Origin of the sequence: Citromicrobium bathyomarinum (assembly GCF_021021475.1) — a bacterium.
GTDB classification, from domain to species: domain Bacteria; phylum Pseudomonadota; class Alphaproteobacteria; order Sphingomonadales; family Sphingomonadaceae; genus Alteriqipengyuania; species Alteriqipengyuania bathyomarina.
On sequence record NZ_JAINWL010000003.1, the window covers coordinates 405,513 to 430,013 of the forward strand.

The following is a 24,501-nucleotide window of genomic DNA, read 5'->3' on the forward strand; positions in this document are numbered from 1 at the left end:
CCAAACGCATTGGACGCCCCGTTAATTCCGGTCTAGAGGCGCTTGAGAGTCGCGGCAAGCGCCCCTATAGGGCGAGCCCGAAATCACGCCCAAGCATGCTAAAATGGGTTACAGGGCCCGTGTTTCTGCAAGGTTCGAAGGAAGTCAGACCGACAATGTCAATTGCCGCCGCCTATCGCGATATCCGCCGTTTCCTGATTGCAGTTCTTGCCGTCGCGGGCCTTGGCCTTGCCGCCCAGGCTGCCATTGCCGCCGCGCCCGACACGGGTGCGCCGGCTGCTGCGACGCAGACCGAGGCCGCCGCTGCCGATACCGCGACGGGCGCGGATCAAGCTGCCGGCGAGGGTGATGCTGCCGCCGCCGATAGCGAAGGTGGTTACGAACATCTCGGCCCCGAATGGATCAAGGGCCAGCCGACTTCGTTCGAAGACAACGCGCTCAAATCGATGAGTTTCCAGGACCAGTATACCGACGATGGCCAGTTCGCGCTGGGGATGAACAACTACATCCTGGTGCCGGTGATCGTGTTCATCAGCGCCTTCGTGTTCTTCCTGCTGCTGGTAGTGGTAGTCCGCTATCGCCGTCGTGAGGGGCGCGAGCCTTCGCGCACCACGCACAACACGCTGATCGAAGTGGTCTGGACGCTGGTTCCGGTGCTGATCCTGGTGGTCATCGCGGTCCCCTCGATCACGCTGCTCGCGCGCCAGTACAAGACGGCGCCGGCCGATGCGATCACCATCAAGGCGACCGGCTATCAGTGGTACTGGGGTTACACCTATCCCGACCAGGGCGGTTTCGAAGTGATTTCGAACATGCTGCCCAAGGAAGAAGCACTATCGCGCGGCGAACCGGCGCAGCTTGCTGTGGATAACCGCATGGTCGTGCCAGTCGGCGTGCCGCTGCGCATCCAGACCTTCGGTGCGGACGTGATCCACTCGTTCTCGGTCCCGAGCCTGTGGTTCAAGGTCGACGCCGTCCCGGGTCGCCTGAACGAGCGTGTGCTGACCATTCAGGAGCCGGGCATCTATTACGGCCAGTGTTCCGAACTGTGCGGCGCGCGCCACGGCTACATGCCGATCGCGATCGAAGCCGTCCCGATGGACAAGTGGCGCCAGTGGGTGCTTTCCAAGGGCGGCACTTTCGAGGAAGGTGCCGAAGGTAGCGAACAGGCGGACATTCAGGCTCCGGCGAGCGCGACCGAAGGGGCTCCTGCCGCAGGTGGTGCCCCGACCGCGGCGGATGATGGCGGCGAAGCGCCGTCCGTGCCGCTCGACGCGAGCGAGGCTGTCGACACGGCGGCCTGACCGGCGGGCGCAAACCCGCGAGAGAATATTCGACTTTTAGACGTCACGTAGAACCGAAGAGAACCAGAGCGACATGGCTACCACTGCTGACACCTTCCAGGCCCATACGGACGAGCATCATCACGATGCCGATCACAAGCCGGGCTTCTTCGCCCGGTGGTTCATGTCGACGAACCACAAGGATATCGGCACGCTCTACCTGATCTTCGCGATCATCGCGGGCGTAATCGGCGGCGCGATCTCCGGGATCATGCGGGCCGAGCTGGCCGCGCCGGGTATCCAGGTGCTCAACGTGGTTGCGCCCTGGCTCGGTGCCGATCCCGCGCAGCTCGACCAGACGCTCCACCTGTGGAACGTGTTCATCACCGCGCACGGCCTGATCATGGTGTTCTTCATGGTCATGCCCGCGATGATCGGGGGCTTCGGCAACTGGTTCGTGCCGCTGATGATCGGCGCGCCGGACATGGCCTTCCCGCGCATGAACAACGTGTCGTTCTGGCTGACCGTGGCCGGCTTCTTCTCGCTGCTGTTCTCGATGTTCGTCCCCGGCGGTGTCGGGCCGGGCGCGGGTACCGGCTGGACGGTCTATGCGCCGCTTTCGACCAGCGGTTCGGTCGGCCCGGCGGTCGACTTCGCGATCTTCTCTCTCCACCTTGCGGGCGCAGGCTCGATCCTGGGTGCGACCAACTTCATCACCACCATCTTCAACATGCGCGCGCCGGGCATGACCCTGCACAAGATGCCGCTGTTCGTGTGGTCGGTGCTGGTCACCGCCTTCCTGCTGCTGCTCTCGCTGCCGGTTCTGGCCGCGGCGATCACCATGCTGATCACCGACCGTAACTTCGGTACCACCTTCTTCGATCCGTCGGGCGGTGGCGATCCGGTCCTCTACCAGCACCTGTTCTGGTTCTTCGGCCACCCGGAAGTGTACATCATGATCCTGCCGGGCTTCGGCATGATCAGCCAGATCGTGGCGACCTTCAGCCGCAAGCCGGTGTTCGGCTACCTCGGCATGGCCTACGCCATGGTCGCGATCGGCGTGGTCGGCTTCATCGTGTGGGCGCACCACATGTATACCGTCGGCCTCGACGTGAACACGAAGATGTACTTCACCGCCGCAACCATGGTCATCGCGGTGCCCACCGGCGTGAAGATCTTCAGCTGGATCGCCACGATGTGGGGTGGTTCGATCGAGTTCAAATCGCCGATGGTGTGGGCGATGGGCTTCATCTTCCTGTTCACCGTGGGCGGTGTGACCGGCGTCGTGCTCGCCAACGGCGGCATCGACGACAACCTGCACGACACCTACTACGTCGTCGCGCACTTCCACTACGTGCTCTCGATGGGTGCGGTGTTCTCGATCTTCGCGGGCTTCTACTACTGGTTCCCGAAGATGAGCGGCCGCTGGCACTCCGAACTGCTGGCCCACATCCACTTCTGGGTGTTCTTCGTCGGCGTGAACCTCGTGTTCTTCCCGATGCACTTCCTCGGCGTGAACGGGATGCCGCGCCGCATTCCCGACTACCCGGGCCAGTTCGAGTTCTGGAACCACATCTCGACGCTCGGCTACGGCATCGTCGCGATCTCGGTCCTGATCTTCTTCGCCAACCTCGTCTACGCCTTCGTGGCGGGCAAGAAGGCGGAAGCGAACTACTGGGGTCCGGGTGCGACCACGCTGGAATGGACCCTGTCCAGCCCGCCGCCGTTCCACCAGTTCGAAACGCTGCCGGTGATCGAGGATCACCACGATTACCACAACCACCTGCCGGGCGAAGGCAAGCCGGCGCACGCGTGACGATACATCTCCCCTCCCGTTCGCGGGAGGGGGCCATGGGGTGGGCCGCGCCCCGCTTGTGCTTGATCGGGCGGGGCAGGCCTTTGTCCCGCTACCCCTCCGCAAGCAGGAGGGGAGGAATGACATGACGACCACGACGACCCTCATCACGCCGACCGCAGCGACGCCGATGTCGAGCCATTGGCGCGACTTCCTCGCGCTGACCAAGCCGGGTGTCGTACGACTGGTGGTCTTTACCGGTCTGTGCGGGCTGCTGGCCGCGCCGGGCCATATCAATCCGGTGCTCGGCTTCACCGCGATCCTGTGCATCGCGCTCGCCGCCGGTGGCGCTGCCGCGTTCAACCAGTGGTACGAATCCGAGCTCGACGCGCGGATGAAGCGCACCGCCAAGCGCCCGATCCCCGCCGGCCGGGTGAGCAGGAACGACGCGCGCGACTTCGCCAGCGTGCTGTGCGGCGCATCGGTGCTGGTGATGGGGCTGGCGATCGGCTGGCTCGCCGCCGCGATCCTCGCCCTCTCGATCTTCTACTACGTCGTCGTCTACACGATGTGGCTCAAGCCGCGCACACCGCAGAACATCGTGATCGGTGGCGGCGCGGGCGCGTTCCCGCCGCTGATCGGCTGGGTCGCGGTGACGGGCGACATTACGCTCACGCCGGTGCTGCTGTTCGCGATCATCTTCTTCTGGACGCCGCCGCACTTTTGGGCGCTCGCGATGTTCGTGAAGAGCGATTACGCGCAGGCCGGCGTCCCGATGATGCCGGTGGTCCATGGCGAGGTGGCGACCCGTCACCAGATCCTGGCCTATGCGCTGTTCATGGTCCCGCTCGCCGCGGCACCCTGGTATCTGGGCACGGCAGGCGTAGTCTACGGCGCTGCCTCGCTCGCGCTGACCGGCTTCTTCGCGGCACTCGCAGTGCCCGTGGGCCTGCGCCGCTCTGTCGACGGCGACACGATGAAGCCCGAAAAGCGGCTGTTTGCCTATTCGATCCTCTACCTGTTCGCGCTGTTCGGTGTGCTGGTGATCGACCGCGTGCTGCAGAACGCCGGTATTATTGCAGGAGGTCTCGCATGAGCGACGACAACCGTCCGCCCCGTATGAGCCCCGAAGAGGAAGCGCGCTTCAAGGAAGCCCGCAAGGGCCGCAATCTCGCGATCGGCGCGGTGCTGCTGTTCTTCGCAGTGCTGTTCTATGCGATCACGATCGTACGGATGGGCGACTGATGTCGAGCGCGTCCGCCTCCAGTCTCGACCGTCGCAATCTGCGCATTGCGGCCCTCGCTTTTCTGGCGGCGGCCTGCATGGTCGGCCTCGGCTTTGCGTCGGTGCCGCTGTACCGGATGTTCTGCCAGGTGACCGGCTTCGGTGGGACCACCCAGGTGGCGAACGAGAGCGATGCCGCGATTGCCGAACGGCTCGCCTCGAGCGCGGGCACGCCGCCGATCTCCGTCCGCTTCGATGCGAATACCGCGAGCGGGATGCCATGGACCTTCAAGCCGGTGCACACCAGCGATTCGGTGCAGATCGGCGTACGCGACCTCGCCTTCTTCACCGCGAAGAACAATTCCTCCGTGCCGATCACCGGGACCGCGACCTTCAATGTCGAGCCCGAGCAGGCGGCACCTTATTTCAACAAGATCCAGTGTTTCTGCTTTACCGAGCAGACCCTGCAGCCGGGCGAGGAGGTGCGGATGCCCGTGCTCTTCTATGTCGATCCGGCCGCGCTCGACGATCCCAACATGGAAGGGGTCGAACAGATTACCCTGAGCTACACCTTCCACCGCAAACCGCCTGAAGACAGCTGACCCTCTGGACCGCGGCAAGCCTCCCGGTTAAGGGCGGAGCCGCTGAATAGGAAAGACGAAAAATGGCCGGCGCCAAGAACCACGATTATCACATTCTCGCTCCCGACATCTGGCCGTTCGTCGGTGCCTTTGCGGCGCTGACCTTCACCACGGGCATGGTTTTCTTCATGCACACGATGGCCGGATGGGAAGCGATCCTTGGCGCAGGCATCGCGCTGCTGATCGCCACCTTCTGGGGCTGGTTCTCGAAGATCGTCAAGGAAGCGCAGGCGGGCGACCACACTCCGGTGGTCCAGCTGCACATGCGCTACGGCATGATCCTGTTCATCCTTTCCGAAGTGATGTTCTTCGTCGGGTGGTTCTGGGCCTTCTTCGATTTTGCGCTGTTCCCGGCGCCGCTGGAGATGGTTGCCGAGGGCACCTGGCAGAACCTGATCGGGCAGGATGGCGCAGCTTCCCTGGTCCAGTTCCCGGCCGACGGCATTCATGTCATCGACCCGTTCGACCTGCCGCTGATCAACACCCTGATCCTGCTGTGTTCGGGCACCACGGTCACCTGGGCGCACCACTCGCTGATCAATGGCGATCGTGAAGGGCTCAAGCTCGGCCTGTGGGCGACGATCGGCCTCGGCGTTCTGTTCACCGCGATCCAGGCTTACGAATACCTGCACGCGCCGTTCGGCTTCGGCGGTGTGAACTATACCAGCGCCTTCTACATGGCGACTGGCTTCCACGGCTTCCACGTGATCGTCGGCACGATCTTCCTGATCGTCTGCCTGCGTCGCGCCTATCTAGGCCACTTCACCCCGCGCCAGCACTTCGGCTTCGAAGCTGCTGCTTGGTACTGGCACTTCGTCGACGTGGTGTGGCTGTTCCTGTTCATCTCCGTTTACGTCTGGGGTGGCTGGGGCGCCGAAGTCCACTGATGACAGATAACGGCCGTGAGGCCTCCGGCGATTATGCCGGGACGAAAGGGCAGCCCGCCTTGCGCGAGGCTGCCCTTTTCGGCCTGTGCGCCCCGCGCGCAGCTGGGCGATCGGTCCGCGCAGTGCTGGCTTGCAGCGATGTGCTGATCGGGTCCGGATATCGCCTGAATGCGCAGAAGGCTGGACGATGAATTATCTGCAACGCCTGCCGCTGATCCCCACGATTATCGTGGCGCTCGCCATTGCGGTGATGATCGCGCTCGGCTTCTGGCAACTGGGGCGCGCGGATGAGAAGGCAGAACTGCTCGCGCGTTACGCCGCAGCGGGCGACAATCAGGAACTGGTCGCGTGGCCGGGCGAAGACAAGGACGCGCTCAAGCAGCGCCTCTATCGTCGCAGCAAGGTCGTGTGCGCGCGGGTGACCGAACTCTCTGCGGTCGCCGGCACCAACGCGCGGGGATCGCATGGCTGGGCGCAGATCGCGGAGTGTGAGCTCAAGGGAGAGGGCACGGCGCGGATTGCGCTGGGCTGGACCCGGGTGCCCGACGGCCCGCTCTGGAATGGCGGTGAGGTGACGGGAATCGTCGCGCCGGGGCCGCGCCTGGTCGCGGACCCGCCGCGCGCTGGCCTGCTGCCGTTGCAGAAGCCCGATCCTTCGGAATTGCCCAACAATCATATGGCCTATGCCTGGCAGTGGTTCCTGTTCGCGATGACCGCGCTGGTGATCTACGGGCTTGCGGTGAGGAAGCGCCTGCTGGGGCAGGATGCGGGCAGCGGCGATAACGCGGGGGAATAGAAATGCGGTACGTTTCGACGCGCGGACAGGCGCCCGTGCTCGATTTCGAAGGTGTCACGCTCACCGGGCTGGCGAGCGATGGCGGGCTCTATCTGCCGCAGGAGTGGCCGCAGTTTTCGCGTGACCAGATCGCCGCGCTGCGCGGGCTCCCCTATTCCGAACTCGCTGTGCAGATCATGGCGCCATTCGTGGGCGAAAGCCTGACCGAAGCGGAGCTGCGCGACCTGTGCCAGCGCGCCTACGGCAATTTCTCGCACGCTGCGACGACCCCGCTGGTCCAGCTCGACGAACAGCACTGGCTGCTGGAGCTGTTCCACGGCCCGACGTTGGCGTTCAAGGATGTCGCGCTGCAACTGCTCGGGCCGTTTTTCGAAACGTTTCTGGAAAAGCGCGAACGTCCGCTGACGGTCATCGGTGCGACCAGCGGAGATACCGGATCGGCCGCGATCCACGCGGTGGCGGGGCGCGACAATGCCCAGATATTCATGCTCCACCCGGAAGGCCGGGTGAGCGAGATCCAGCGCCGCCAGATGACCACGGTGAGCGCGCCCAACGTCCACAACATCGCGATTGCCGGCAGCTTCGACGATGCGCAGGCGATGGTGAAGCGGATGTTCTCCGACGAGGCGCTGACCGCCACGCTCGACATCGGTGCGGTCAATTCGATCAACTGGGCGCGGTTGATGGCGCAGGTGGTGTATTACTTCTACGCCGCGCTTCAGCTCGGCGCGCCCGATCGCAAGGTCAGCTTCAGCGTGCCGACGGGCAATTTCGGCGATGTCTTCGCGGGCTACGTCGCCGCTCAGATGGGGCTGCCGGTCGAGCGGCTGATCGTCGCGACAAACAAGAACGACATCCTCGCCCGCGCAATCCGTGACGGCGACTATTCGGTTGGTGAGAGCCACGCGACCATTACCCCGTCGATGGACATTCAGGTCAGCTCCAATTTCGAACGCCTGCTGTTTGAGGCGAACGGGCGCGATGCGGCGGCGCTTGCGGCGCAGATGGACGGATTTGCGTCGAGCAAGACACTCCCGCTCGAATCCGCGCAGCGCGAGGCAATCGCGGCGATGTTCTCGGCAGAGCGCGCCACGCCCGAAGAGACGCTGGCGGCGATGCGCTGGGCGCATGAGAGCTGCGGCGAGGTGATCGACCCGCACACGGCGGTCGGTCTGCATGCGGCACGCGCTCTGGCCGCGGATCCAGAAGTGCCCGTCGTCACGCTCGCCACCGCGCATCCGGCGAAGTTCCCCGACGCTGTGAAGCAGGCGATCGGCATCGAGGCTGCGCTGCCCGCGCGGGTCGGCGATCTGTTCGCACTGGAGGAACGCTTCGAAGCGCTGCCCGCCGAGTATGACGCGGTGCGCGATTACATTTCCGCCAAGGCCACGCGCTGATGGCGCAGCTGCGCCTCGAACCGCAGCTGATGATCGGCGAACCCTGGGCCGATTACGCGCTGCTCGACAGCGGACATGGCCGCAAGCTGGAGCGATTCGGAGAGTTCCGTTTCATCCGCCCCGAACCGCAGGCGATGTGGAGCCCGCGGCAGGACGACTGGCAGGCCGATGGCGAATTCCTCCCCGGTGCGGACGAGGATGGCGGCGGCCGCTGGGATCTCTCGCCAGAAGTGCCCGACAGCTGGCCGCTCGCGTGGGACGATGTCCGCTTCCGCGCGCAATGCACCCCCTTCCGCCATCTCGGCTTCTTCCCCGACATGGCCCCGGTGTGGGAATGGATGCGCGGAGAACTGGCAGGCAAGCCGGACGCGCAGACGCTCAACATGTTCGGCTATACCGGCGTCGGCACGCTTGCGCTGAGCCAGTGCGGCCCGGTCACCCATGTCGATGCGTCCAAGAAGTCGGTCGCCCAGGCCCGCGACAATGCGGCGCTGGCCGGAATGGAAGACCGCCCGATCCGCTGGCTGGTCGACGATGCGGCGAAGTTCGCCGCGCGCGAGGTCCGGCGCGAGAACCGCTATGACGGCATCATCCTCGACCCGCCCAAGTTCGGGCGTGGACCCAAGAACGAAACCTGGCGGATCGAGGAGGGCCTCGCCCCGCTGATCGCCGATTGTCGCCAGCTGCTGGACGAGAACAGCCGCTTCCTGTTCCTCACCGTCTATGCCGTGCGGATGAGCAGCCTTGCGCTCGCCGCGCTGCTCGACGAGGCGTTCGCAGGCCTGCCCGGCACGATCGAGCATGGCGATCTGGGCGTGCGCGAGGAAACCGTCGATGGCGGACAGGCGGGCCGCGTTCTGCCAACTGCCATCTTCGCAAGATGGCGCAACAGCGTCTAGGGAGCCCCGATGAAAGACACTCTCACCCTGCGCGTCGCCGATCTCGAAACCGATGTGCTCACCGGCATCTATTCCGAAGAGACGGGCAAGCCGCAGCCGCTGCGCATCACGATCGAGGCGCGGATGAAGCCGCTCGACCGGTATGATCCGGACACGCCGCTGGCCGAGAGCAAGAACTACATGGACCTGCGCCATGCCGCGACCGAGGCGGTGCCCGAGGGTGTCCATTTCAAGCTGATCGAGAGCTTCGCCGACCATATTTGCGAAACGCTGTTCCTGCAGGACGAGCGGATCGAGGCGCTGACCGTGCATATCGTCAAGCTGGCGATCGGGATCGGCAGCGAGAAGATCGGGATCACGCTCCATCGCGAACGGCCCTGACGTGAGCGACGGCGCACCCGCGATCATCCGGGTGGAGCGCTTGCCCGGGCCGGCGCTGGACGCTGCGGCTGCCTTCCACGCGCATTGGGCGCAGCAGGTGGGCAACGCCGCCAAAAACTACGAATTCGTCATTGTGGTGCTGGACCCCGCTCCGTTCGACCATGCCGACTGGCGGCGCGCTGCTGCCCGCGGTCTGGCCCGCGCGCACGCCGACAATTGCATCAATATCGTCGCCGGGCTGGAAGGTGCCGCACTCGCCCGAATGGTCGAATTCCTGGGCCGCGCGCCTGCCATCACCGGACAATACCTGCCGCTGGCGGACAGTGCCCCTTGCGAGAGCGGCAGCGATGGCCGACTTGGGGATGATGACACGGACGGTTGATCGCCTCGACACGCAAGCTCGGCCTGCGGCTGCGCCGCTGGTCGATACCTATCAGAGGCGAATCACCTATCTGCGCCTCTCGGTCACCGATCGCTGCGATCTGCGCTGTACCTATTGCATGCCCGAGCGGATGCAGTTCCTACCCAAGGCCGAGGTTCTCTCGCTCGAAGAACTTTACGTGCTGGCGCGCAGCTTCATGGCGCGCGGTGTGCGCACGATCCGGCTCACCGGCGGCGAACCGCTGGTGCGGCGCGACGTGATAGATCTCGTGCGCGCGATCGGGCGGCATGTCGGGTCTGAGCTGGACGAGGTCACGCTGACCACCAATGGCACGCAGCTGGCGGGCAATGCCGATGCGTTGGCGAGGGCAGGGGTGCGGCGGATCAACGTCTCGCTCGATACGCGCGATCCGGACACATTCCGCATGCTTTCGCGCCGCGATGCCTTGCCCCAGGTGCTCGAAGGGATTGCCGCGGCGAAGGATGCGGGGCTGCAGGTCAAGCTCAACACCGTGGCGATGAGCGGCGTGAACGATCGCGAGATTCCCGATCTCGTCGCCTGGACGCATGCGCAAGGCCACGCGATCAGCCTGATCGAGACCATGCCGCTTGGCGAGGTGGACGAGGCGCGCGAGGATCGCTTCGTCTCGCTGGCCGATGTCCGCCGCGATCTCGAGTCGCGCTGGACGCTGACGCCCAGCGAGGCGCGCACTCCCGGCCCGTCGCGTTATTTTGATATTGTCGAGACCGGCGGGCGGATCGGTTTCATCACGCCGATGAGCGAGAATTTCTGCTCCGGCTGCAACCGCCTGCGCGTGACCGCCACCGGTCAGCTTTATCCCTGCCTTGGCGGCGGAGAGCGGGTCGATCTGCGCGCTGCGTTGCGCTCCGATGCTCCACAAGCGCAGGTCGCCGACGCGCTCGACCGCGCGATGGCGATCAAGCCGGAGAAGCACGATTTCCGCATCGGTGCAGGGCTCGCGCCCACTCAGCTGCGCCATATGTCCGTGACCGGAGGTTGAGATGAGTGTCACCGTTCTTTTCCTCGGCCCGTTGCGCGATCTCACCGGGGCCGACCGGATGGATCTGCCGGCACCGCTGTGCTGGGAGGGGTTGCTGGGCGCGGTTCCGCGGACGGTCGCGGATCGGCTTAGCGAAGCGCGCGTCAGGATCGCGGTCGCGGGCACGTTGCTGGAAGACAAGAAGGCGCTGATGGCAGGCGACGGCGAAGAGGTGGCGCTGCTGCCGCCGGTCAGCGGAGGCTAGCGCATGCCGCGCCTCACACTCGAAACCCCAGCCGATGTGCGGCTGCTCGATTCGGGAATGTCGGTTGGCGAGGCGCTGGCCGCGTTCAACGCGGCGCATCCCGACGCTGGCGGTATTGCGACCTTCCTCGGCAAGGTGCGGCCCGACGACGACGTGCGCGTGCTCGAACTGACGCATTACGAGCCCCTGACCCTGCCCGGAATGCGCGAACTGGCGGATGAGGCGCTGACGCGCTGGCCGCTCGACGGGGTGCTGGTGTGGCACCGAATCGGGGTGATGAATCCAGGCGAGGGGATCGTGCTGGTCGCGGCCGCCGCGCGCCATCGCCGCGATGCCTTCCACGCGGTCGATTTCCTGATGGACTATCTCAAGAGCGCGGCGTGGCTGTGGAAGCGCGAGAAACGCGCAGATGGCTGGCACTGGGTCGAACCGCGCGCGCAGGACTTTGCCGACCGCAATCGCTGGGAGTGATTTTTCCGCGCGGCATTTGATCGAGATCAAGGCGCGGCGCGGCCGATCGGCGCACATCCTTCCTCAAGACAACGAGGAGTGATGAAATGTCCGAACGTCTCAACAGCGCCGCCGTCGCCGAAAAGGCGATCGTCCATGCCGAACTGCCCCGCGCGCGCGCTGCTGGGCACGCTCTTTTCGAACGCAGCGAGCCCACGCTGGCCGAAGCGATCGCCACCTATCGGGCTCCCGAAGCGGTCGAGACCGCCAATATCCGCCAGGATGTGGATCGCACGTTCGAAATGCCGAGCGTGCTCTACGGCGCGACCGTCGCGCTCTATCTGGGCTTTATCGCGATCCTGGGTGTCGGCCTATCGACCCCCGAACTCGCAATCCCGATGGCGATCTTCGCGATCTTCATCGTCGGCCTGTTCGGCGCACCGGCGCTGTGGCTGGGCCTCGGGCGCAAGCCGGAGGCGCAGGCGAAGAGCTTCGGCGAACTGATGCGCGGCGGAATTCAGACGCACACCGGCTTTCTCAAGGGCCGCGACGCAGTGGCCCAGATGATGGTGTTGCCGGTGCTGATCGTTCTCTGGGGGTGCACCGTGCTGGTGATTGCCGGGGTCGTCTCGGCCTGACCGGCTCGCCCCGGAGTTGGGGGAGGCGCGCGGGGTCGACTGGTTCGATCCCGCGCGTTTTTGCGTAGGCGGTCAGTTGGCGGGCGCGAGCTCGTTCAGGATTGCGTCTTCCTCGGCGATCAGCCTGGCGACTTCCGCGTGCGCTTTGGCAACCGCCTCGACCGGTTCGCCATCGACCGATCGGATCGCCAGCATGCTGTCGAGATCGGCGAAGGGAATCGCCGTGCGCGCACGGATCGATTCGAGGTTCGCATAGGCGACCTGCGCACGGCCCCACGCCTTGGACCCCACGCTGCCACTGCCCCGAACCGCCGCGCGGGTGGCGGGCACGGCCTTTTCGAAATCGGCATGAGCGGCGCGCGCCTGCTCTTCCAGCTGGCCGACCCGCTCGGCGAGATCGGCGGACAGGACGGGGGGCGGTGGAGGCGGCGGCGCGACCGGGTCCGTGGGCTCGAACTGGCCGGTGACGGGTGCTGGTCCGTCGGGCGCGCAATCGCCGGTCGGGCGGGGGAACTCGCCGCTCTCGTATTCGGCCTCGCGCACTCCCAGAGAGGGATAGGCGCTGTCGGGCGTAGTGGCGCAGGCGGCGAGGGCACCCATGGCGGGGAGTGTGGCGATCGCGATCGCAAGGCGTGCAGCGGACATGCGCGCACCCTTAGCACGCGCGTCGCGCCGTGGTAGAGGCGATGGCACGCTGCGGCGCTTTTCTGGGCTGCCCGGCGTTGACTTTCGCAAAACCATACCGTAAGCGCGCCCTTCTTTGGGGGGCTCACCACGGTGTTGCCCGTCGATACGCTGTCTCGTTAGGGGCAGGGTCACAGCTAAACGATTGAAAGTTGATACCGATGTTCGCAGTGGTGCGCACGGGCGGCAAGCAATACCGGGTTGCCGCCGGAGACAAAATCGCGGTCGAAAAGCTCGCAGGCGAAGCCGGCGAGACGATCACCCTGGGTGACGTTCTGCTCGCAGGTGAGGGCGACAGCCTTTCCGACGCCGGCAAGGTGTCCGTTTCGGCGGAAATCATCGCCCAGGCGAAGAGCGAAAAGGTGGTGGTGTTCAAGAAGCGCCGTCGTCACAATTACCGTCGCAAGAACGGCCATCGCCAGCAGATGACGCTGCTGCGCATTCTCGAAGTGGGTGAAGGCACCAAGAAGGCTGCTGCCAAGCCCGCCGCGAAGAAGGCCGATGCTGCCGACGACAAGGCTGCCGAAAAGGCTCCGGCCAAGAAGGCTGCTGCGCCCAAGGCCGAAGCGGCTGACAAGCCCGCTGCCAAGAAGGCCGCGCCGAAGAAGGCTGCAGCGACCAAGAAGCCGGCCGCCAAGAAGGCCGACACCAAGGATTCGGGCGACGCGTAAGCGCGGCCCAGACGGATAAGGACTAAGCGCAATGGCACATAAGAAAGCAGGCGGCTCTTCGCGGAACGGTCGCGATTCGGCAGGCCGCCGTCTTGGCGTGAAGAAGTTCGGCAGCGAAGGCGTCGTTGCGGGCAACATTATCGTGCGCCAGCGTGGGACCAAGTTCTACGCGGGCACCAACGTCGGCATGGGCAAGGACCACACCCTCTTTGCGCTTACCGACGGTATTGTGCGCTTCCACGACGGGAAGCTCGGCCGCAAATACGTATCGGTCGACCTTATGGCGCAAGCTGCCGAATAATCGGGCAACTCGATAACAGGGGTTGTCCACCGGGACGGCCCCGCCGGAGGTAAAATCCGGCCATCAAGGGAGAGGGGGCCAGCCCCGTCTCCCTTTTTTCGTCTCCCTTGTCACCGTGGCCGCCCGCCGAGGAAGGGCGCGCCGCGCGAGGGGAGAAACGACGATGTTTCACAGAAGCGAGAGGTTGCTGCTGCGGCCCGCGTGGCCCGAGGACTGGCAGGCTGTGCACGCAGCGATTGCGGACGAGGGTATCGTGCGCAACCTCGCCACCGCGCCGTGGCCCTATTCGGCTGCCGACGCGCGCGCGTGGTGCGCGCTCCCCTTCACGCCCGAAGCACCCCGTTTCGTCATTACCCTGGCCGATTCCGGCGAGGTTATCGGCTGCATCGGCATCGGTCCGCTGCCGCCCGAAGAGGGCGGCGGCGATGGGACAATGGAGCTGGGTTACTGGATCGCGCGCCCGCACTGGGGCCGCGGCTATGCCGGCGAGGCGGCGCGTGCGATGGTCGAGATCGCCCGCGCCTGCGGCCATCCGCGCATCGTCGCGAGCCATTTTCTGGACAATCCGGCATCGGGCCGCGTGCTGCGCAAGGCTGGCTTCCTGCCCACCGGCAAGGGCGGGCGGCACTTCAGCCTCGCCCGCGGCTATGAAGCGCAGACAAATGGCTATGCGCTCGACCTGGCAGAGGAGGTGGAGCGATCGCTCCCGGCGGCGGCCTAGCTCAGGCCGCCGCCTTGGGGCGTCCTCACGCGGGCAGCAGCGCGTCCGCGTAATCGCCTTCGTACTTGCCGATCAGCGCGCGATCGTCGTGATCCCACGGGTGAAAGCCGGGTTTGAAATAGCCCAGCCATGCGGGGAAGCAGCGGCGCAGAACGCCCGGCGTGCCGAACAGATACTTCGCCAGCCCCCAATGGGCACGCGCGCCAGTGATCCCGTCCTGCGCGAGCAGTTCGATCGCGTCCTTCCAGCGGTTGTTGAGGAACCGCTTGGTCACTGCCAGCATGATGATGCTGCGCCGCGCCCAGCGCTGGAAGCCGGTCCATTGTTGCGTTGCGTGGTTCCAGGTGTCGTAGGCAACACCCTTGTGCTCGATCTCCTCGACCGCGTGCCATTCCCACATCTTGCGGACCTCGGGGTCCGAATCCTTGAAATGCTGCGGATTGGCGAGGAATTCGTGCGCCATCATCGCGGTGTAATGCTCCAGCGCCATGGTGATCCCCAGCTTGGCGATCGTGGGCTTGTCCGCCGCCATATCGAGCAGTTCCTTCGTGCGCCGGTCGATCATCTCCATGTCGTAACCCGCATCTGCGGCGAGGCGGTTGAACGCGATGTGCTCGCGCGTGTGGTTGATCTCCTGCTTCACGAAAGCGCGGATCTCCGCCGCCAGCTTGGGATCGGTCCCTTCGCGAAAGGCCTTTACCGATTCGATGAAGAAGGCTTCGCCGCGCGGGAAGGTGCCCGACAGCGCGTTGTGCCATGCGGTGCCAAAGGGATCGCCAGCCCACCAGCGGGAGGGTGTGGTATCCCTGTTGAAGCGCTCGTCGCGAATGGTGATCGCGGGGTTGGCGGCAAGGGTTTGGTCGTGGGCGGTCATGCTGACTACTCCATATTTCCGTAACGTCGGTCGTTCGGTGCACTATAACTTACACCAATGTCAGTAGCATTAACAATCATGTCAGTAGGAGGTTCCTTGCCGCATCCGCCCCCGCGCACTACCACGCTTCGATGGCTACACGCAGACGTCTGAGTCCCGAAGAATCCCGCGCCGGAGCGCTCGAGGCCGCGCGCAATCTGCTGATCGAGGCGGGTCCGCAGGCGGTGACGCTGAAGGCGGTGGGCGCGCGGGTCGGTCGTACGCACGCGAACCTGCTGCATCATTTCGGCTCGGCCGCCGGGTTGCAGCACGCGCTGGGCGTCTATCTGGCGGAGTCCGTGTGCGACCGAATCGCGGCGACGATCCGCGCCAGCCGGTCGGGCGGAGCGAGCCCGCGGATGATCGTGGATCAGGCGTTCGACGCCTTCGATGGGGAGGGCGGCGGCGCGCTGGTCAGCTGGCTGCTCGCCACGGGCCAGGAAGACGCGCTCGAACCTTTCGCCAAGGCGATCCATCAGATGATCGAGACGGTGCACAAGGAAGAGCTGGGCGCGGATCAGCCGGCGGATCGCGATGCGCTGGAATCCACGCTGACGGTGGTGCTGCTGGCGCTGGGCCAGTCGCTGATCGGCGGGCCACTGTCATCCGCGCTCAAGCTGCCGAACCACACCGCGCGCGACATTGCCGAGCGGTTTGTGGACGATTCGCTGGAGAAGGTTGAGCAGCGGGGCGCTTAGGGGCGTTTGGGCGCTCGGCTTATCCGTTTGATCGAAGAAAGCACTGGCCCGGGTCGGGCCCGGCGCGACGAGATGTGAGGTGGCGCGTCGGCATCGTCCGGCGGACATCCTGCGACCTGTCGTCGCTCGAACCGTCACCCTGAACTTGTTTCAGGGTCCAGTCTGCCCCTTGAACTGTCGGCGCGGGAGGTAGTCTGGATGCTGAAACGAGTTCAGCATGACGTTTGGTGCGGCTACTCCGCAGCTTCCAGCCGCATCCAGCCGGGCACCAGCTCGGCGGGAATATCGCTCACCCGCAAATGATCGAGCGCCAGACCGAGATCGGGATACTCCGCCTTGCGGCGCTTCTCCTCCGACCGCTCGAGCGGGACCACCACTAGTCGCCGGTTGACCTTCTGCCGCCAGTTCATCCGCGCGGTGTTCTCCTGCCCGATATAGCAGCCCTTGGAGAAGCTGACGCCGTGTAGCTCGACCGCATTGGTCTCCAGCCACAGGATGTCGGCCAGCTCGCCTTGGCCTTCGGCCACGCCGAGTGAGAGGCGGTGGGCGAGCCATGCCGCGTCGGCAGGTTCGCTGTCGTCGGCAGGCGCGAGCCAGCGATGGCCGAGCGCGGGGAGGCGGGGATCGGGCGGATGGGCATCGATCGCCTCCACGCTCCAGTGCACGGCCAGGCTCTCGTCGCGCGCGATCTCGATCTTGCGGCGCAGGCGGTAGAGGGAGAGGCGCTTGACCAGATCGTCCGCAACATCCGCCTCGCAATCGAGCAGGATCGTCGCGCCATGCTCGCCCGTGCGGCCCGGCCATACGATCATGTCGAACATGGTCTTGCCCTGCGCGCTCAGCAGCGCGGCATAGGCGGGCAGTTCCCCGGTGACGTCGTTGGTCAGCAGGCCTTGCAGGAAGCCCGCGACATCCTCCCCGGCTGCGGTGGGGCTGAGGCGGATCACGGCGCGGTTCTGGAGGCGGGTTGCTGTCATGCTGCCGAGATAGGGCTCCGGATGCCATCATGCCACCCGGCGCTGTCCTACAGGTACGGCGGCGCGTATATCGATTGCGCGATGCGCCGCGCGACCTCCTCCCTCCGCCTGTTTCTCATGGCCGCGAGAGGGGCAGGGTTTTTGGTCTCTGGACTGTGTGTCAGGTGTGTCAGGGCTCCCCTGTGCGGGCCTGTTGGGCTAGGGGGCGGGGCATGACCGAAACGCTCACGATCCGCCGCCCCGACGACTGGCACGTTCACCTGCGCGATGGCGCGATGCTGGAAAGCGTGGTTGCGGCCACAGCGCGCCAGTTCGCCCGCGCGATCGTGATGCCCAATCTCACCCCGCCGGTGACGACTGCCGCGCTGGCGCGCGCCTATCGCGACCGGATCATGGCGGCCGTGCCTGAAGGCATGGACTTCACGCCGCTGATGACCGCCTACCTGACCGACGATACCGATCCGGCGGACCTGATCGGGGGCTTTCGCGACGGCGTGTTCACTGCGGCCAAGCTCTACCCCGCCAATGCGACCACCAATTCTGCGCACGGGGTGACCGATATCGGCAAGTTGCGCCCGGTGTTCGAGGCGATGGCAGAGGCGGGCATGGTGCTGTGCGTCCACGGCGAGGTGACCGATGCCGAAATCGACATCTTCGACCGCGAGGCGGTGTTTATCGAGCGCATCCTCGCGCCGCTGCACCGCGACCTGCCGCAGCTGAAGATCGCGTTCGAGCATATCACCAGCCGTCATGCAGTGGAGTTCGTGGAAAGCGCGGGCGAGAATGTCGGCGCGACGATCACCCCGCACCACCTGCATATCAACCGCAACGCGATGCTGGTCGGCGGGATGCGGCCGCATGCCTACTGCCTGCCGGTTGCCAAGCGGGAAGAGCACCGGCTTGCGCTGCGGGCGTTCGCGACGGGCGGCTCGTCCAGGGTCTTCCTCGGCACCGACAGCGCGCCGCACGAGCAGCATGCGAAGGAAAGCGCGTGTGGCTGCGCGGGGATCTACAATGCGCCGCACGCGCTGGAGGCCTATCTCCAGGTGTTCGAGGAAGAGGGCGCGCTGGACCGGTTCGAAGCCTTCGCCTCGCTCAACGGGCCGCGCTTCTACGGGCTGCCGGTGAACGAGAGCACGGTGACGCTGGTAAAGCGCGAGCAGGCGGTGCCCGAGAGCATTCCGGCAGCGGCCACGCAGGTCGTGCCGTTCATGGCCGGGCGGACGATCGGGTGGAGCCTTACCGAGGGCTAGGCGGTCGGGACCGGCTTGCGCGCCGCGCGGCGCTTGGCCAGCAGGTCCCACACGAAGATCGCCGCGGCGAGCCAGATGCAGCCGAAGCAGAACAGCTCTGCCGGATGCAGCTCCTCGCCGAACACGGTCAGGCCCAGAATGAAGACGATGCTGGGCGCGAGGAACTGGACGAAGCCGAGCACTGAGTAGTCCATCCGCCGCGCGGCGATCGCGAACATTAGCAGCGGCACGGCGGTCAGCAGCCCGCCGAACATGATCGAGAGGGAGAGCGCGAGGCTGTTATCGAAGGAGGAGCCCTGCGGGCTCGCCCAGTACCACGCGGCAACGCCCAGCGCGGGGATCAGCAGGATCGCGCTCTCAATGGTGAGGCCGGGCAGCGCGCCGACCGGAACCTGCTTGCGCAGCAGGCCGTAGGTCGCGAAGCTGAAGGCGAGGGTCAGGCTGATCCACAGGGTCGAAAGCGCACCCGCGGCGAGGATCGCGATCCCGACCGCAGCCAGCGCCACCGCGACCCACTGCGCCCGGCTCAGCCTCTCCTTGAGGATCAGCGTGCCGAGCAGGATGTTGACCAGCGGATTGATGTAATAGCCAAGGCTGGCCGCATAGACCTCACCCTGTTGGATCGCCCAGACGTAGACGAGCCAATTCACCGCAATGAGAAGCGCACTGGCGCCCAGCACCAGCACCGCGCGCACGTCTCTCAGAGCCTCGCGGATGGCGGGGAACTGGCCGCGGAAGGCAACGATGAGGAGGCAGACCGGCAGCGTCCAGACAATCCGCCAGCCGACGAATTCGAACGCGGGCACCTGCTTCACCAGCAGCAGGTACAAGGGCATGAAGCCCCATACGACATAGGCGCCCAGTGCCTGCGGAAGGCCGGAAGGCCGGGGTGCTTCGTTCTCGCTCACGAGTGCGCCCTAGTCCTGTACGAAAGCCTGAACAAGCGTTGCTGATCGTTCAGCTTAATACCGCTATTTATGAACGCATACCGATTCGGGAGGCCAAATAGTGCGCCTGCCGATCGGCCCGGAATTACTAGCTTTGGCGCTTCCCAGGGAGGGCCAGGGCGCGGCGTCCCACCAGCGTCGCGGAAAACGCCTCGGCACGAAAGTGTCGGGGCGTTTTCACTATGACAGCCCGCTCAGTCGGTCTTGAAGCCAACACCCATGCTTGCGCGCGGCTGGCCGATCTCGCTGCTGGCGACCGGGTAGGCGCAGTAATCCGCGGCGTAATAGGCAGCCGGGCGATGATTCCCCGACAGGCCGAGCCCGCCGAAGGGCTGCTTCGAGGAGGCGCCGTTGGTCGGCTGGTTCCAGTTGACGATGCCGGCGCGGATATTGGCCCAGAAGTGGTTGTAGTCTTCCGGAGCACCACCGATCAGCGACGCAGACAGGCCGAAGCGCGTGTTGTTCGCCTCGGCAATAGCAGCGTCCAGATCGGTCACCTTGATCACCTGCAGCAGCGGGCCGAACAGCTCGACATCGGGGCGCTCTTCCATCGCGGTCGTGTCGATCAGCGCAGGCGTGACGAAGGGTTTGTCTTCCTGCGGCCGCTTGAGGTGGCGGATTGCCTTGCCGCCGTTGGAAAGCAGATAGAGGAAGCTCTCCGCCAGCTGGTCGGCTGCCTGGTTGTCGATCACGCAGCCCATGAAGGGCGCGGGGTCGGCAAAAGGCTCGTCGACGATGATCTTCGGGATCAGGTCTTTCACGGCCTGAACCGTCTCGTCGTACATGTCTTCGGTCACGATCAGCCGCCGCGCCGCGGTGCAGCGCTGGCCTGCGGTGGTGAAGGCGGAGCGGGCGATCAGCAGCGCCGCATCCTCCACCTTGGGTGTCTTCATAACGACGATCGGGTTGTTGCCGCCCATCTCCAGCGCCAGGATCTTGCCCGGGTTGGTCGCGCATTTGCGGTTGATCGCGATCCCCGCCTGCGCGCTGCCGGTGAACAGCACGCCGTCGACTTCGGGATGCGCAACCAGAGCCTTGCCTTCGTCCGGCCCGCCGATCAGCGCCTGGACGACATGCTTGTCGATCCCGGCGCGGTGGAAGCATTCGACCAGCAGTGCGCCTACTGCCGGGGTCTTCTCGCTCGGCTTGAAGACCACCGTGTTGCCCGCGATCAGCGCGGGCACGATGTGGCCGTTGGGAAGGTGTGCGGGGAAGTTATAGGGGCCGAGCACGGCCATGATGCCGTGCGGCTTGTGACGCACGGCGGAACTGCCGCCCAGCGCGCTGTCGAGCTTCTTCTGCCCGGTGCGTTCGAGATAGGAATTGATCGAGATCTCGACCTTGCCGATGACCGCTTCGACCTCGGTCTTGGCTTCCCACAGCGGCTTGCCGGTCTCGCGCGCGATCAGCTCTGCGAATTCGTCGGTCGCGGCGAGCACTTCGTTGGCGAAGCGGCGGACCAGTTCCATCCGGTTGGCCACGGGGCGCGACGCCCAGCCGGGAAACGCCTCGCGCGCGCGGGCCACCGCTTCATCGACATCGCCGATGGACGAGCGAAAGAGTTCCCGCCCGGTGGCGGGTTCGAAAGACACAATCTCGGAAAGTGGCACTCCGGGCAGTTCCTCAGTTCCTCGTCTCGGCAGTTATGCTGCCGCATTCTGGCCTAGCGGCGCGCATTAGCGTGCCTTTTCGCTTTCGTCACCTGTTCCGCGCGAGGCGGGAACCGGCGGGGTGCCGTGCGCCTGCCCCATCCTGCGGACCGCAGCGACCTTGTCCAGCAACGGCTGCCAGTCGTCGTCGCGGTCGATCGCGGACCAGATCGCTTCCACCTCGTCGTACAGCATGCTCTGCGGCGCGCCGTCGTGCCAGTAGTCGTGATCTGAGCCGGTCGCCTCATAATCGGCGAACAGTGCCTGAAGTTCCGCGCTGTGAGCCCGTCCGCCCCGGTGGGAGAAGAAGAACTCATCGGGCGATTGCCCGGTTTCACGCATGTGCCGCTCGCACGCCGCGATAAGTGCAGCATCGCGGGGCTCATTCTGCGGGGCCACTCCGAGCCGCCACAGCCAGCGCCGCCGCAGGTGGGCGGGATAGAGCGTGCCAAAGCGCTCAAGCGCGGCAATAAGGCCTTCCGAGGGGGCAATGAGCCGCAAGGCAGTGGCAAGCTGTGCACAATTCCACCCGAGCGCCTCTGGCTGGCGTCCGAAGGCATAAAGCCCCGCGTGATCGAAATAAGCGGCGGTGAATCCTGGCTCCCACTTCGGCAGCCAGCGCCACGGACCATAATCGAAACTTTCGCCCGAGATGTTCATGTTGTCGGTGTTGAGCACGCCGTGGACAAAGCCTGCGACCATCCAGCTGGCGGCGAGATCGGCCATCCGGTCGACCACCTGGTGCAGCAGGCACACCGCCGGGTCGTCCCGGTCAGGCGCATCTTCGGGCGGGGGCGGGCCGGGGAACTGGGTCAGGCAATAATCGACCAGCTGGCGCATATGCTCCGGCTCGTCGTGCGCGAGCAGGCGTTGGAAGGTGCCGATGCGGATGTGTCCGTGGCTGAGCCGGGTCAGGACGGCGGAGCGGGTGGGCGAGGGTTCGTCGCCGCGAACCAGCTGTTCGCCCGTCTCCACGATCGAGAATGTCCTGGAGGTATCGACGCCAAGTGCCTGAAGCATCTCAGTTGCAAGCAGTTCGCGCACCGCGCCTTTCAGCGTCAGCCGCCCGTCGCCCGCACGGCTCCATGGTGTCTGGCCCGAACCCTTGGTACCCAGATCCATCAGGCGGCCACGCTGGTCGCGCAGCTGGGCGAACAGGAAACCGCGCCCGTCGCCCAGTTCCGGATTATACACCCGGAACTGGTGCCCGTGGTATCGCAGCGCGAGCGGCTGCGGCAGATTGTCGGGGAGAGTTTCGAACCGGCCGAAATGGGCGAGCCATTCGTCGTCCGACAGGTCGGCGAGGCCGATATCGTCCGCCGCCCGGTCGTTGCGCCAGCGCAGCGTTGTGCGTGGGAAGTCGGCCGCTTCTACCGGATCGGCGATCCAGTCGGCCAGATCGAGGATCGGCGGGGAGCCGGTGTCGCGGTGCTGTTGCGGAATTTCGACCATCGCGGCAATAGTGGGGCCGCGCGGGCTCCCGCGCAACCGACCCGTCCAGATCATGTTTGAAAGATGCCCATGGATCAGCGCTTTACCGATGGCTTTTGGCGCAGTTCAGACGGCCTCAAGCTCTATTACCGCGACTATCCCGGGGGTGAGGACGGCCGTCCGCCGATTATCTGCATGCACGGGCTGACCCGCAATTCGCGCGATTTCGCCGATCTGGCGGAGCGGCTTTCGCCCGAATGGCGGGTGATCGTGCCCGAAATGCGCGGCCGCGGGCAGAGCGATTATGCCGAAGACGCCGCGACCTATACTCCGCTCAACTATGTCGAGGATGTGGAGGCGCTGCTTGCCGAGCTGGGCATCGACCGCTTCGTCGCGATCGGCACTTCGCTGGGCGGACTGATGACGATGCTGCTGTCCAGCCGCGCTCCCGAACGGCTCGCGGGCGCGGTGCTCAACGATGTCGGGCCCGAGATCGACGAGGCCGGACTGGACAAGATCCGCACCTACGTGGGCCAGGGCCGCAGCTTCCCGACCTGGATGCACGCCGCGCGCGCACTTCAGGAAACGCACGAGGACGCGCACCCGACCTATCAGCTGGACGACTGGCTGCTGGCGGCCAAGCGCGTGATGGTACTCGGCCAGAACGGGCGGATCAGCTTCGACTACGACATGGCGCTGGGCGATGCCTTCCGCGAGACGCCCGACAGCGGCGGTGCCCCGCCTGCCAACCTGTGGCTGGCGTTCGAATCGCTCGGCAACACACCGCTGCTGCTGGTGCGCGGTGCTCTGTCCAACCTGTTGTCGGAAGAAACCGTGCGGCAGATGAAGGTCCGCAACCCGGGGATGGAGGTCGTCCTCGTGCCCGATACCGGCCACGCGCCGATGCTCGACGAGCCGGAGGCGGTCGCCGCGATCGACGCGCTGCTGGCGAAGGTCCGCACCCGGGAAACCGTTTGATGGCGGGCTCCGCGCGCGAAGGGGCACCGCGCGTCCTCCATCTCCACTCCACCTTCGCGGCCGGGGGCAAGGAGCTGCGCAGCGTGCAGCTGATCAACGCCTTCGGCGAATCGCTGCGCCATGCGATCGTCTCTGCCGATCCGGGCCAGTACGGTGCCGCAGAGCATATCAAGCAAGGGGTGGAGGTCCGCTACCCGCGCGATTTCCCCTCGTTACAGGGCAAGCCTTTGCCGCGGCGGCTCCAGAAACTCGCCCGCGCGATGCAGCCATACGATCTGGTGCTGACCTACAACTGGGGGGCGATGGACGCGGTGATGGCGCATACGTTGTTCACCGATGCGATGGGTCTGCCACCGCTTATCCATCACGAGGATGGCTTCAACGAGGATGAGCAGGAGCGGTTGAAAACCAGCCGCAACTGGTATCGGCGGATCGCGCTGGGCAAGACTAGCGGGCTGGTCGTCCCCTCAGAGGTGCTGGAGGGGATCGCGCTGCAGGCCTGGCAGCAGCCGATCGGCCGCGTGAAGCACATCCCGAACGGGATCGACACCGCGAAGTTCTCTGCCAGCCCGCCGCCCGATGCGCTGCGCGGGGTCATCAAGCACGAGGGCGAGCAGTGGATCGGCGCGCTGGCAGGCCTGCGCCCTGTGAAAAATCTCACCGCTCTGGTGCGCGCGGTCGCCCACTTGCCCGAGGACTGGCAGCTGGTGATTGTTGGCGAAGGGCCGCAGCGTGACTCGATCCGCGATGCTGCGGAAGCGGCGGGGATCGCGCATCGCGTCCACCTGCCCGGCTTCGTCGCCAACCCGGCAAGCTATATCGGACTGTTCGACATCTTCGCACTGTCTTCCCGGTCCGAACAGTTCCCGCTCTCGGTGGTCGAGGCGATGGCCGCCGCGCTGCCCGTTGCCGCGCCCGCCGTGGGGGATATCGCGGCGATGGTGGCGCAGGAGAATGCGCGCTTCATCGTGCGCCCGAACGACGAGGCTGCGCTGGGCGAGGCGTTGCAGGTGCTGGCCACCGACCCGGATTTGCGGGCGCAGATCGGGGAAGCCAACCGGGCGAAGGCGCGCAAGCACTTCGACGCGGCGGACATGGTTGCGGCCTACCGCCGGCTCTACGACAGCGCGCTGGGCGGTGGAGCGATCCGCTGACCGGCAGCCGGGCGCGCTTTCAGCGCCCATTCACCCGCGCTGCTGTTCAACCGGTGGCTATTGAATTGACGGCGTCATGGTTTAAA

Annotated in this window: 28 protein-coding genes; 22 read left to right on the top strand and 6 right to left on the bottom strand. The window is 65.6% G+C overall.

Annotated features, from left to right (window positions below):
* The first annotated feature begins 155 nt into the window (after positions 1-155).
* The 15 genes from coxB (at position 156) to K7H93_RS13725 (ending at position 12,038) form a co-directional block, all read left to right on the top strand.
* The gene (gene coxB / locus K7H93_RS13655; protein WP_230784073.1) at positions 156-1,304 is read left to right on the top strand and encodes a cytochrome c oxidase subunit II; all 1,149 of its coding nucleotides are present in this window, start codon (positions 156-158) and stop codon (positions 1,302-1,304) included.
* A 73-nt stretch (positions 1,305-1,377) separates the two neighbouring features.
* Positions 1,378-3,099, top strand: coding sequence for a cytochrome c oxidase subunit I (ctaD, locus tag K7H93_RS13660; protein ID WP_010238375.1), 1,722 nt, complete (start codon positions 1,378-1,380; stop codon positions 3,097-3,099).
* Between the two features lie 124 nt (positions 3,100-3,223).
* The gene (locus K7H93_RS13665; protein ID WP_230784074.1) at positions 3,224-4,174 is read left to right on the top strand and encodes a heme o synthase; all 951 of its coding nucleotides are present in this window, start codon (positions 3,224-3,226) and stop codon (positions 4,172-4,174) included.
* A complete protein-coding gene (locus K7H93_RS13670) occupies positions 4,171-4,323 on the top strand; it encodes a hypothetical protein (RefSeq protein WP_010238373.1) in 153 nt (50 codons plus the stop codon). Before K7H93_RS13665 ends, K7H93_RS13670 begins: the two co-directional genes overlap by 4 nt.
* A complete protein-coding gene (locus tag K7H93_RS13675) occupies positions 4,323-4,904 on the top strand; it encodes a cytochrome c oxidase assembly protein (RefSeq protein ID WP_010238372.1) in 582 nt (193 codons plus the stop codon). Before K7H93_RS13670 ends, K7H93_RS13675 begins: the two co-directional genes overlap by 1 nt.
* A 62-nt stretch (positions 4,905-4,966) precedes the next feature.
* Positions 4,967-5,830, top strand: a complete 864-nt coding sequence (locus tag K7H93_RS13680; RefSeq protein ID WP_230784075.1) for a cytochrome c oxidase subunit 3 — start codon at positions 4,967-4,969, stop codon at positions 5,828-5,830.
* 187 nt (positions 5,831-6,017) lie between these two features.
* The gene (locus K7H93_RS13685; protein ID WP_230784076.1) at positions 6,018-6,626 is read left to right on the top strand and encodes an SURF1 family protein; all 609 of its coding nucleotides are present in this window, start codon (positions 6,018-6,020) and stop codon (positions 6,624-6,626) included.
* 2 nt (positions 6,627-6,628) lie between these two features.
* The gene (gene thrC, locus K7H93_RS13690) at positions 6,629-8,023 is read left to right on the top strand and encodes a threonine synthase (RefSeq protein ID WP_230784077.1); all 1,395 of its coding nucleotides are present in this window, start codon (positions 6,629-6,631) and stop codon (positions 8,021-8,023) included.
* The gene (locus K7H93_RS13695) at positions 8,023-8,922 is read left to right on the top strand and encodes a class I SAM-dependent methyltransferase (RefSeq protein WP_230784078.1); all 900 of its coding nucleotides are present in this window, start codon (positions 8,023-8,025) and stop codon (positions 8,920-8,922) included. The genes thrC and K7H93_RS13695 overlap by 1 nt, the downstream gene beginning before the upstream one ends.
* A gap of 9 nt (positions 8,923-8,931) precedes the next feature.
* On the top strand, positions 8,932-9,303 hold the full coding sequence (locus K7H93_RS13700; RefSeq protein WP_230784079.1) for a dihydroneopterin aldolase: 372 nt from the start codon (positions 8,932-8,934) through the stop codon (positions 9,301-9,303).
* Position 9,304: 1 nt separating this feature from the next.
* Complete coding sequence (locus tag K7H93_RS13705) at positions 9,305-9,685, top strand: Rossmann fold domain-containing protein (protein ID WP_230784080.1); 381 nt, start codon at positions 9,305-9,307, stop codon at positions 9,683-9,685.
* A complete protein-coding gene (gene moaA, locus K7H93_RS13710; protein WP_230784156.1) occupies positions 9,666-10,706 on the top strand; it encodes a GTP 3',8-cyclase MoaA in 1,041 nt (346 codons plus the stop codon). The genes K7H93_RS13705 and moaA overlap by 20 nt, the downstream gene beginning before the upstream one ends.
* Before the next feature lies 1 nt (position 10,707).
* On the top strand, positions 10,708-10,950 hold the full coding sequence (locus K7H93_RS13715; RefSeq protein WP_054526546.1) for a MoaD/ThiS family protein: 243 nt from the start codon (positions 10,708-10,710) through the stop codon (positions 10,948-10,950).
* Positions 10,951-10,953: 3 nt separating this feature from the next.
* A complete protein-coding gene (locus K7H93_RS13720; protein WP_230784081.1) occupies positions 10,954-11,421 on the top strand; it encodes a molybdenum cofactor biosynthesis protein MoaE in 468 nt (155 codons plus the stop codon).
* Positions 11,422-11,507: 86 nt separating this feature from the next.
* The gene (locus K7H93_RS13725; protein WP_230784082.1) at positions 11,508-12,038 is read left to right on the top strand and encodes a hypothetical protein; all 531 of its coding nucleotides are present in this window, start codon (positions 11,508-11,510) and stop codon (positions 12,036-12,038) included.
* 72 nt (positions 12,039-12,110) lie between these two features.
* Here K7H93_RS13725 and K7H93_RS13730 read toward each other — a convergent pair whose 3' ends face one another.
* On the bottom strand, positions 12,111-12,683 hold the full coding sequence (locus K7H93_RS13730) for a hypothetical protein (RefSeq protein ID WP_230784083.1): 573 nt from the start codon (positions 12,681-12,683) through the stop codon (positions 12,111-12,113).
* Positions 12,684-12,883: 200 nt separating this feature from the next.
* On the opposite strand from K7H93_RS13730, the gene rplU reads away from it, so the two are divergent.
* The 3 genes from rplU (at position 12,884) to K7H93_RS13745 (ending at position 14,415) form a co-directional block, all read left to right on the top strand.
* Positions 12,884-13,393, top strand: coding sequence for a 50S ribosomal protein L21 (gene rplU, locus K7H93_RS13735; protein WP_230784084.1), 510 nt, complete (start codon positions 12,884-12,886; stop codon positions 13,391-13,393).
* Between the two features lie 31 nt (positions 13,394-13,424).
* Positions 13,425-13,694, top strand: a complete 270-nt coding sequence (gene rpmA / locus K7H93_RS13740; protein ID WP_010238344.1) for a 50S ribosomal protein L27 — start codon at positions 13,425-13,427, stop codon at positions 13,692-13,694.
* Positions 13,695-13,857: 163 nt separating this feature from the next.
* Positions 13,858-14,415, top strand: coding sequence for a GNAT family N-acetyltransferase (locus tag K7H93_RS13745; protein ID WP_230784085.1), 558 nt, complete (start codon positions 13,858-13,860; stop codon positions 14,413-14,415).
* 25 nt (positions 14,416-14,440) lie between these two features.
* Here K7H93_RS13745 and K7H93_RS13750 read toward each other — a convergent pair whose 3' ends face one another.
* The gene (locus K7H93_RS13750; RefSeq protein WP_226663885.1) at positions 14,441-15,289 is read right to left on the bottom strand and encodes a metal-dependent hydrolase; all 849 of its coding nucleotides are present in this window, start codon (positions 15,287-15,289) and stop codon (positions 14,441-14,443) included.
* Between the two features lie 131 nt (positions 15,290-15,420).
* Between K7H93_RS13750 and K7H93_RS13755 the strand changes: the two genes are divergently transcribed.
* The gene (locus K7H93_RS13755) at positions 15,421-16,026 is read left to right on the top strand and encodes a TetR/AcrR family transcriptional regulator (RefSeq protein ID WP_230784086.1); all 606 of its coding nucleotides are present in this window, start codon (positions 15,421-15,423) and stop codon (positions 16,024-16,026) included.
* A 233-nt stretch (positions 16,027-16,259) separates the two neighbouring features.
* Here the strand turns inward: K7H93_RS13755 and ygfZ are convergent, their stop codons facing one another.
* The gene (ygfZ, locus tag K7H93_RS13760) at positions 16,260-17,003 is read right to left on the bottom strand and encodes a CAF17-like 4Fe-4S cluster assembly/insertion protein YgfZ (RefSeq protein WP_230784087.1); all 744 of its coding nucleotides are present in this window, start codon (positions 17,001-17,003) and stop codon (positions 16,260-16,262) included.
* A gap of 212 nt (positions 17,004-17,215) precedes the next feature.
* Here ygfZ and pyrC point away from each other — a divergent pair, with 212 nt between their 5' ends.
* Positions 17,216-18,256: a dihydroorotase gene (gene pyrC, locus K7H93_RS13765; RefSeq protein WP_230784088.1), complete on the top strand. Its 1,041-nt coding sequence runs from the start codon at positions 17,216-17,218 to the stop codon at positions 18,254-18,256.
* On the opposite strand, the gene rarD is transcribed toward pyrC, so the two are convergent.
* The 3 genes from rarD to K7H93_RS13780 all read right to left on the bottom strand — a co-directional run bounded on the left by rarD (position 18,253) and on the right by K7H93_RS13780 (position 22,304).
* Positions 18,253-19,164, bottom strand: coding sequence for an EamA family transporter RarD (gene rarD, locus K7H93_RS13770; protein WP_230784089.1), 912 nt, complete (start codon positions 19,162-19,164; stop codon positions 18,253-18,255). The genes pyrC and rarD overlap by 4 nt on opposite strands.
* Positions 19,165-19,397: 233 nt before the next feature.
* Complete coding sequence (locus K7H93_RS13775) at positions 19,398-20,795, bottom strand: succinylglutamate-semialdehyde dehydrogenase (RefSeq protein WP_230784090.1); 1,398 nt, start codon at positions 20,793-20,795, stop codon at positions 19,398-19,400.
* An 84-nt stretch (positions 20,796-20,879) separates the two neighbouring features.
* Positions 20,880-22,304 carry a protein adenylyltransferase SelO family protein gene (locus tag K7H93_RS13780; RefSeq protein WP_230784157.1) on the bottom strand — a complete coding sequence of 475 codons (1,425 nt, stop codon included), beginning with the start codon at positions 22,302-22,304 and terminating at the stop codon, positions 20,880-20,882.
* A gap of 69 nt (positions 22,305-22,373) precedes the next feature.
* Here K7H93_RS13780 and K7H93_RS13785 point away from each other — a divergent pair, with 69 nt between their 5' ends.
* Together K7H93_RS13785 and K7H93_RS13790 are read left to right on the top strand one after the other, a co-directional pair.
* The gene (locus tag K7H93_RS13785; RefSeq protein ID WP_230784091.1) at positions 22,374-23,261 is read left to right on the top strand and encodes an alpha/beta fold hydrolase; all 888 of its coding nucleotides are present in this window, start codon (positions 22,374-22,376) and stop codon (positions 23,259-23,261) included.
* The gene (locus K7H93_RS13790; RefSeq protein WP_230784092.1) at positions 23,261-24,415 is read left to right on the top strand and encodes a glycosyltransferase; all 1,155 of its coding nucleotides are present in this window, start codon (positions 23,261-23,263) and stop codon (positions 24,413-24,415) included. The genes K7H93_RS13785 and K7H93_RS13790 overlap by 1 nt, the downstream gene beginning before the upstream one ends.
* The last annotated feature ends 86 nt before the right edge of the window (positions 24,416-24,501 follow it).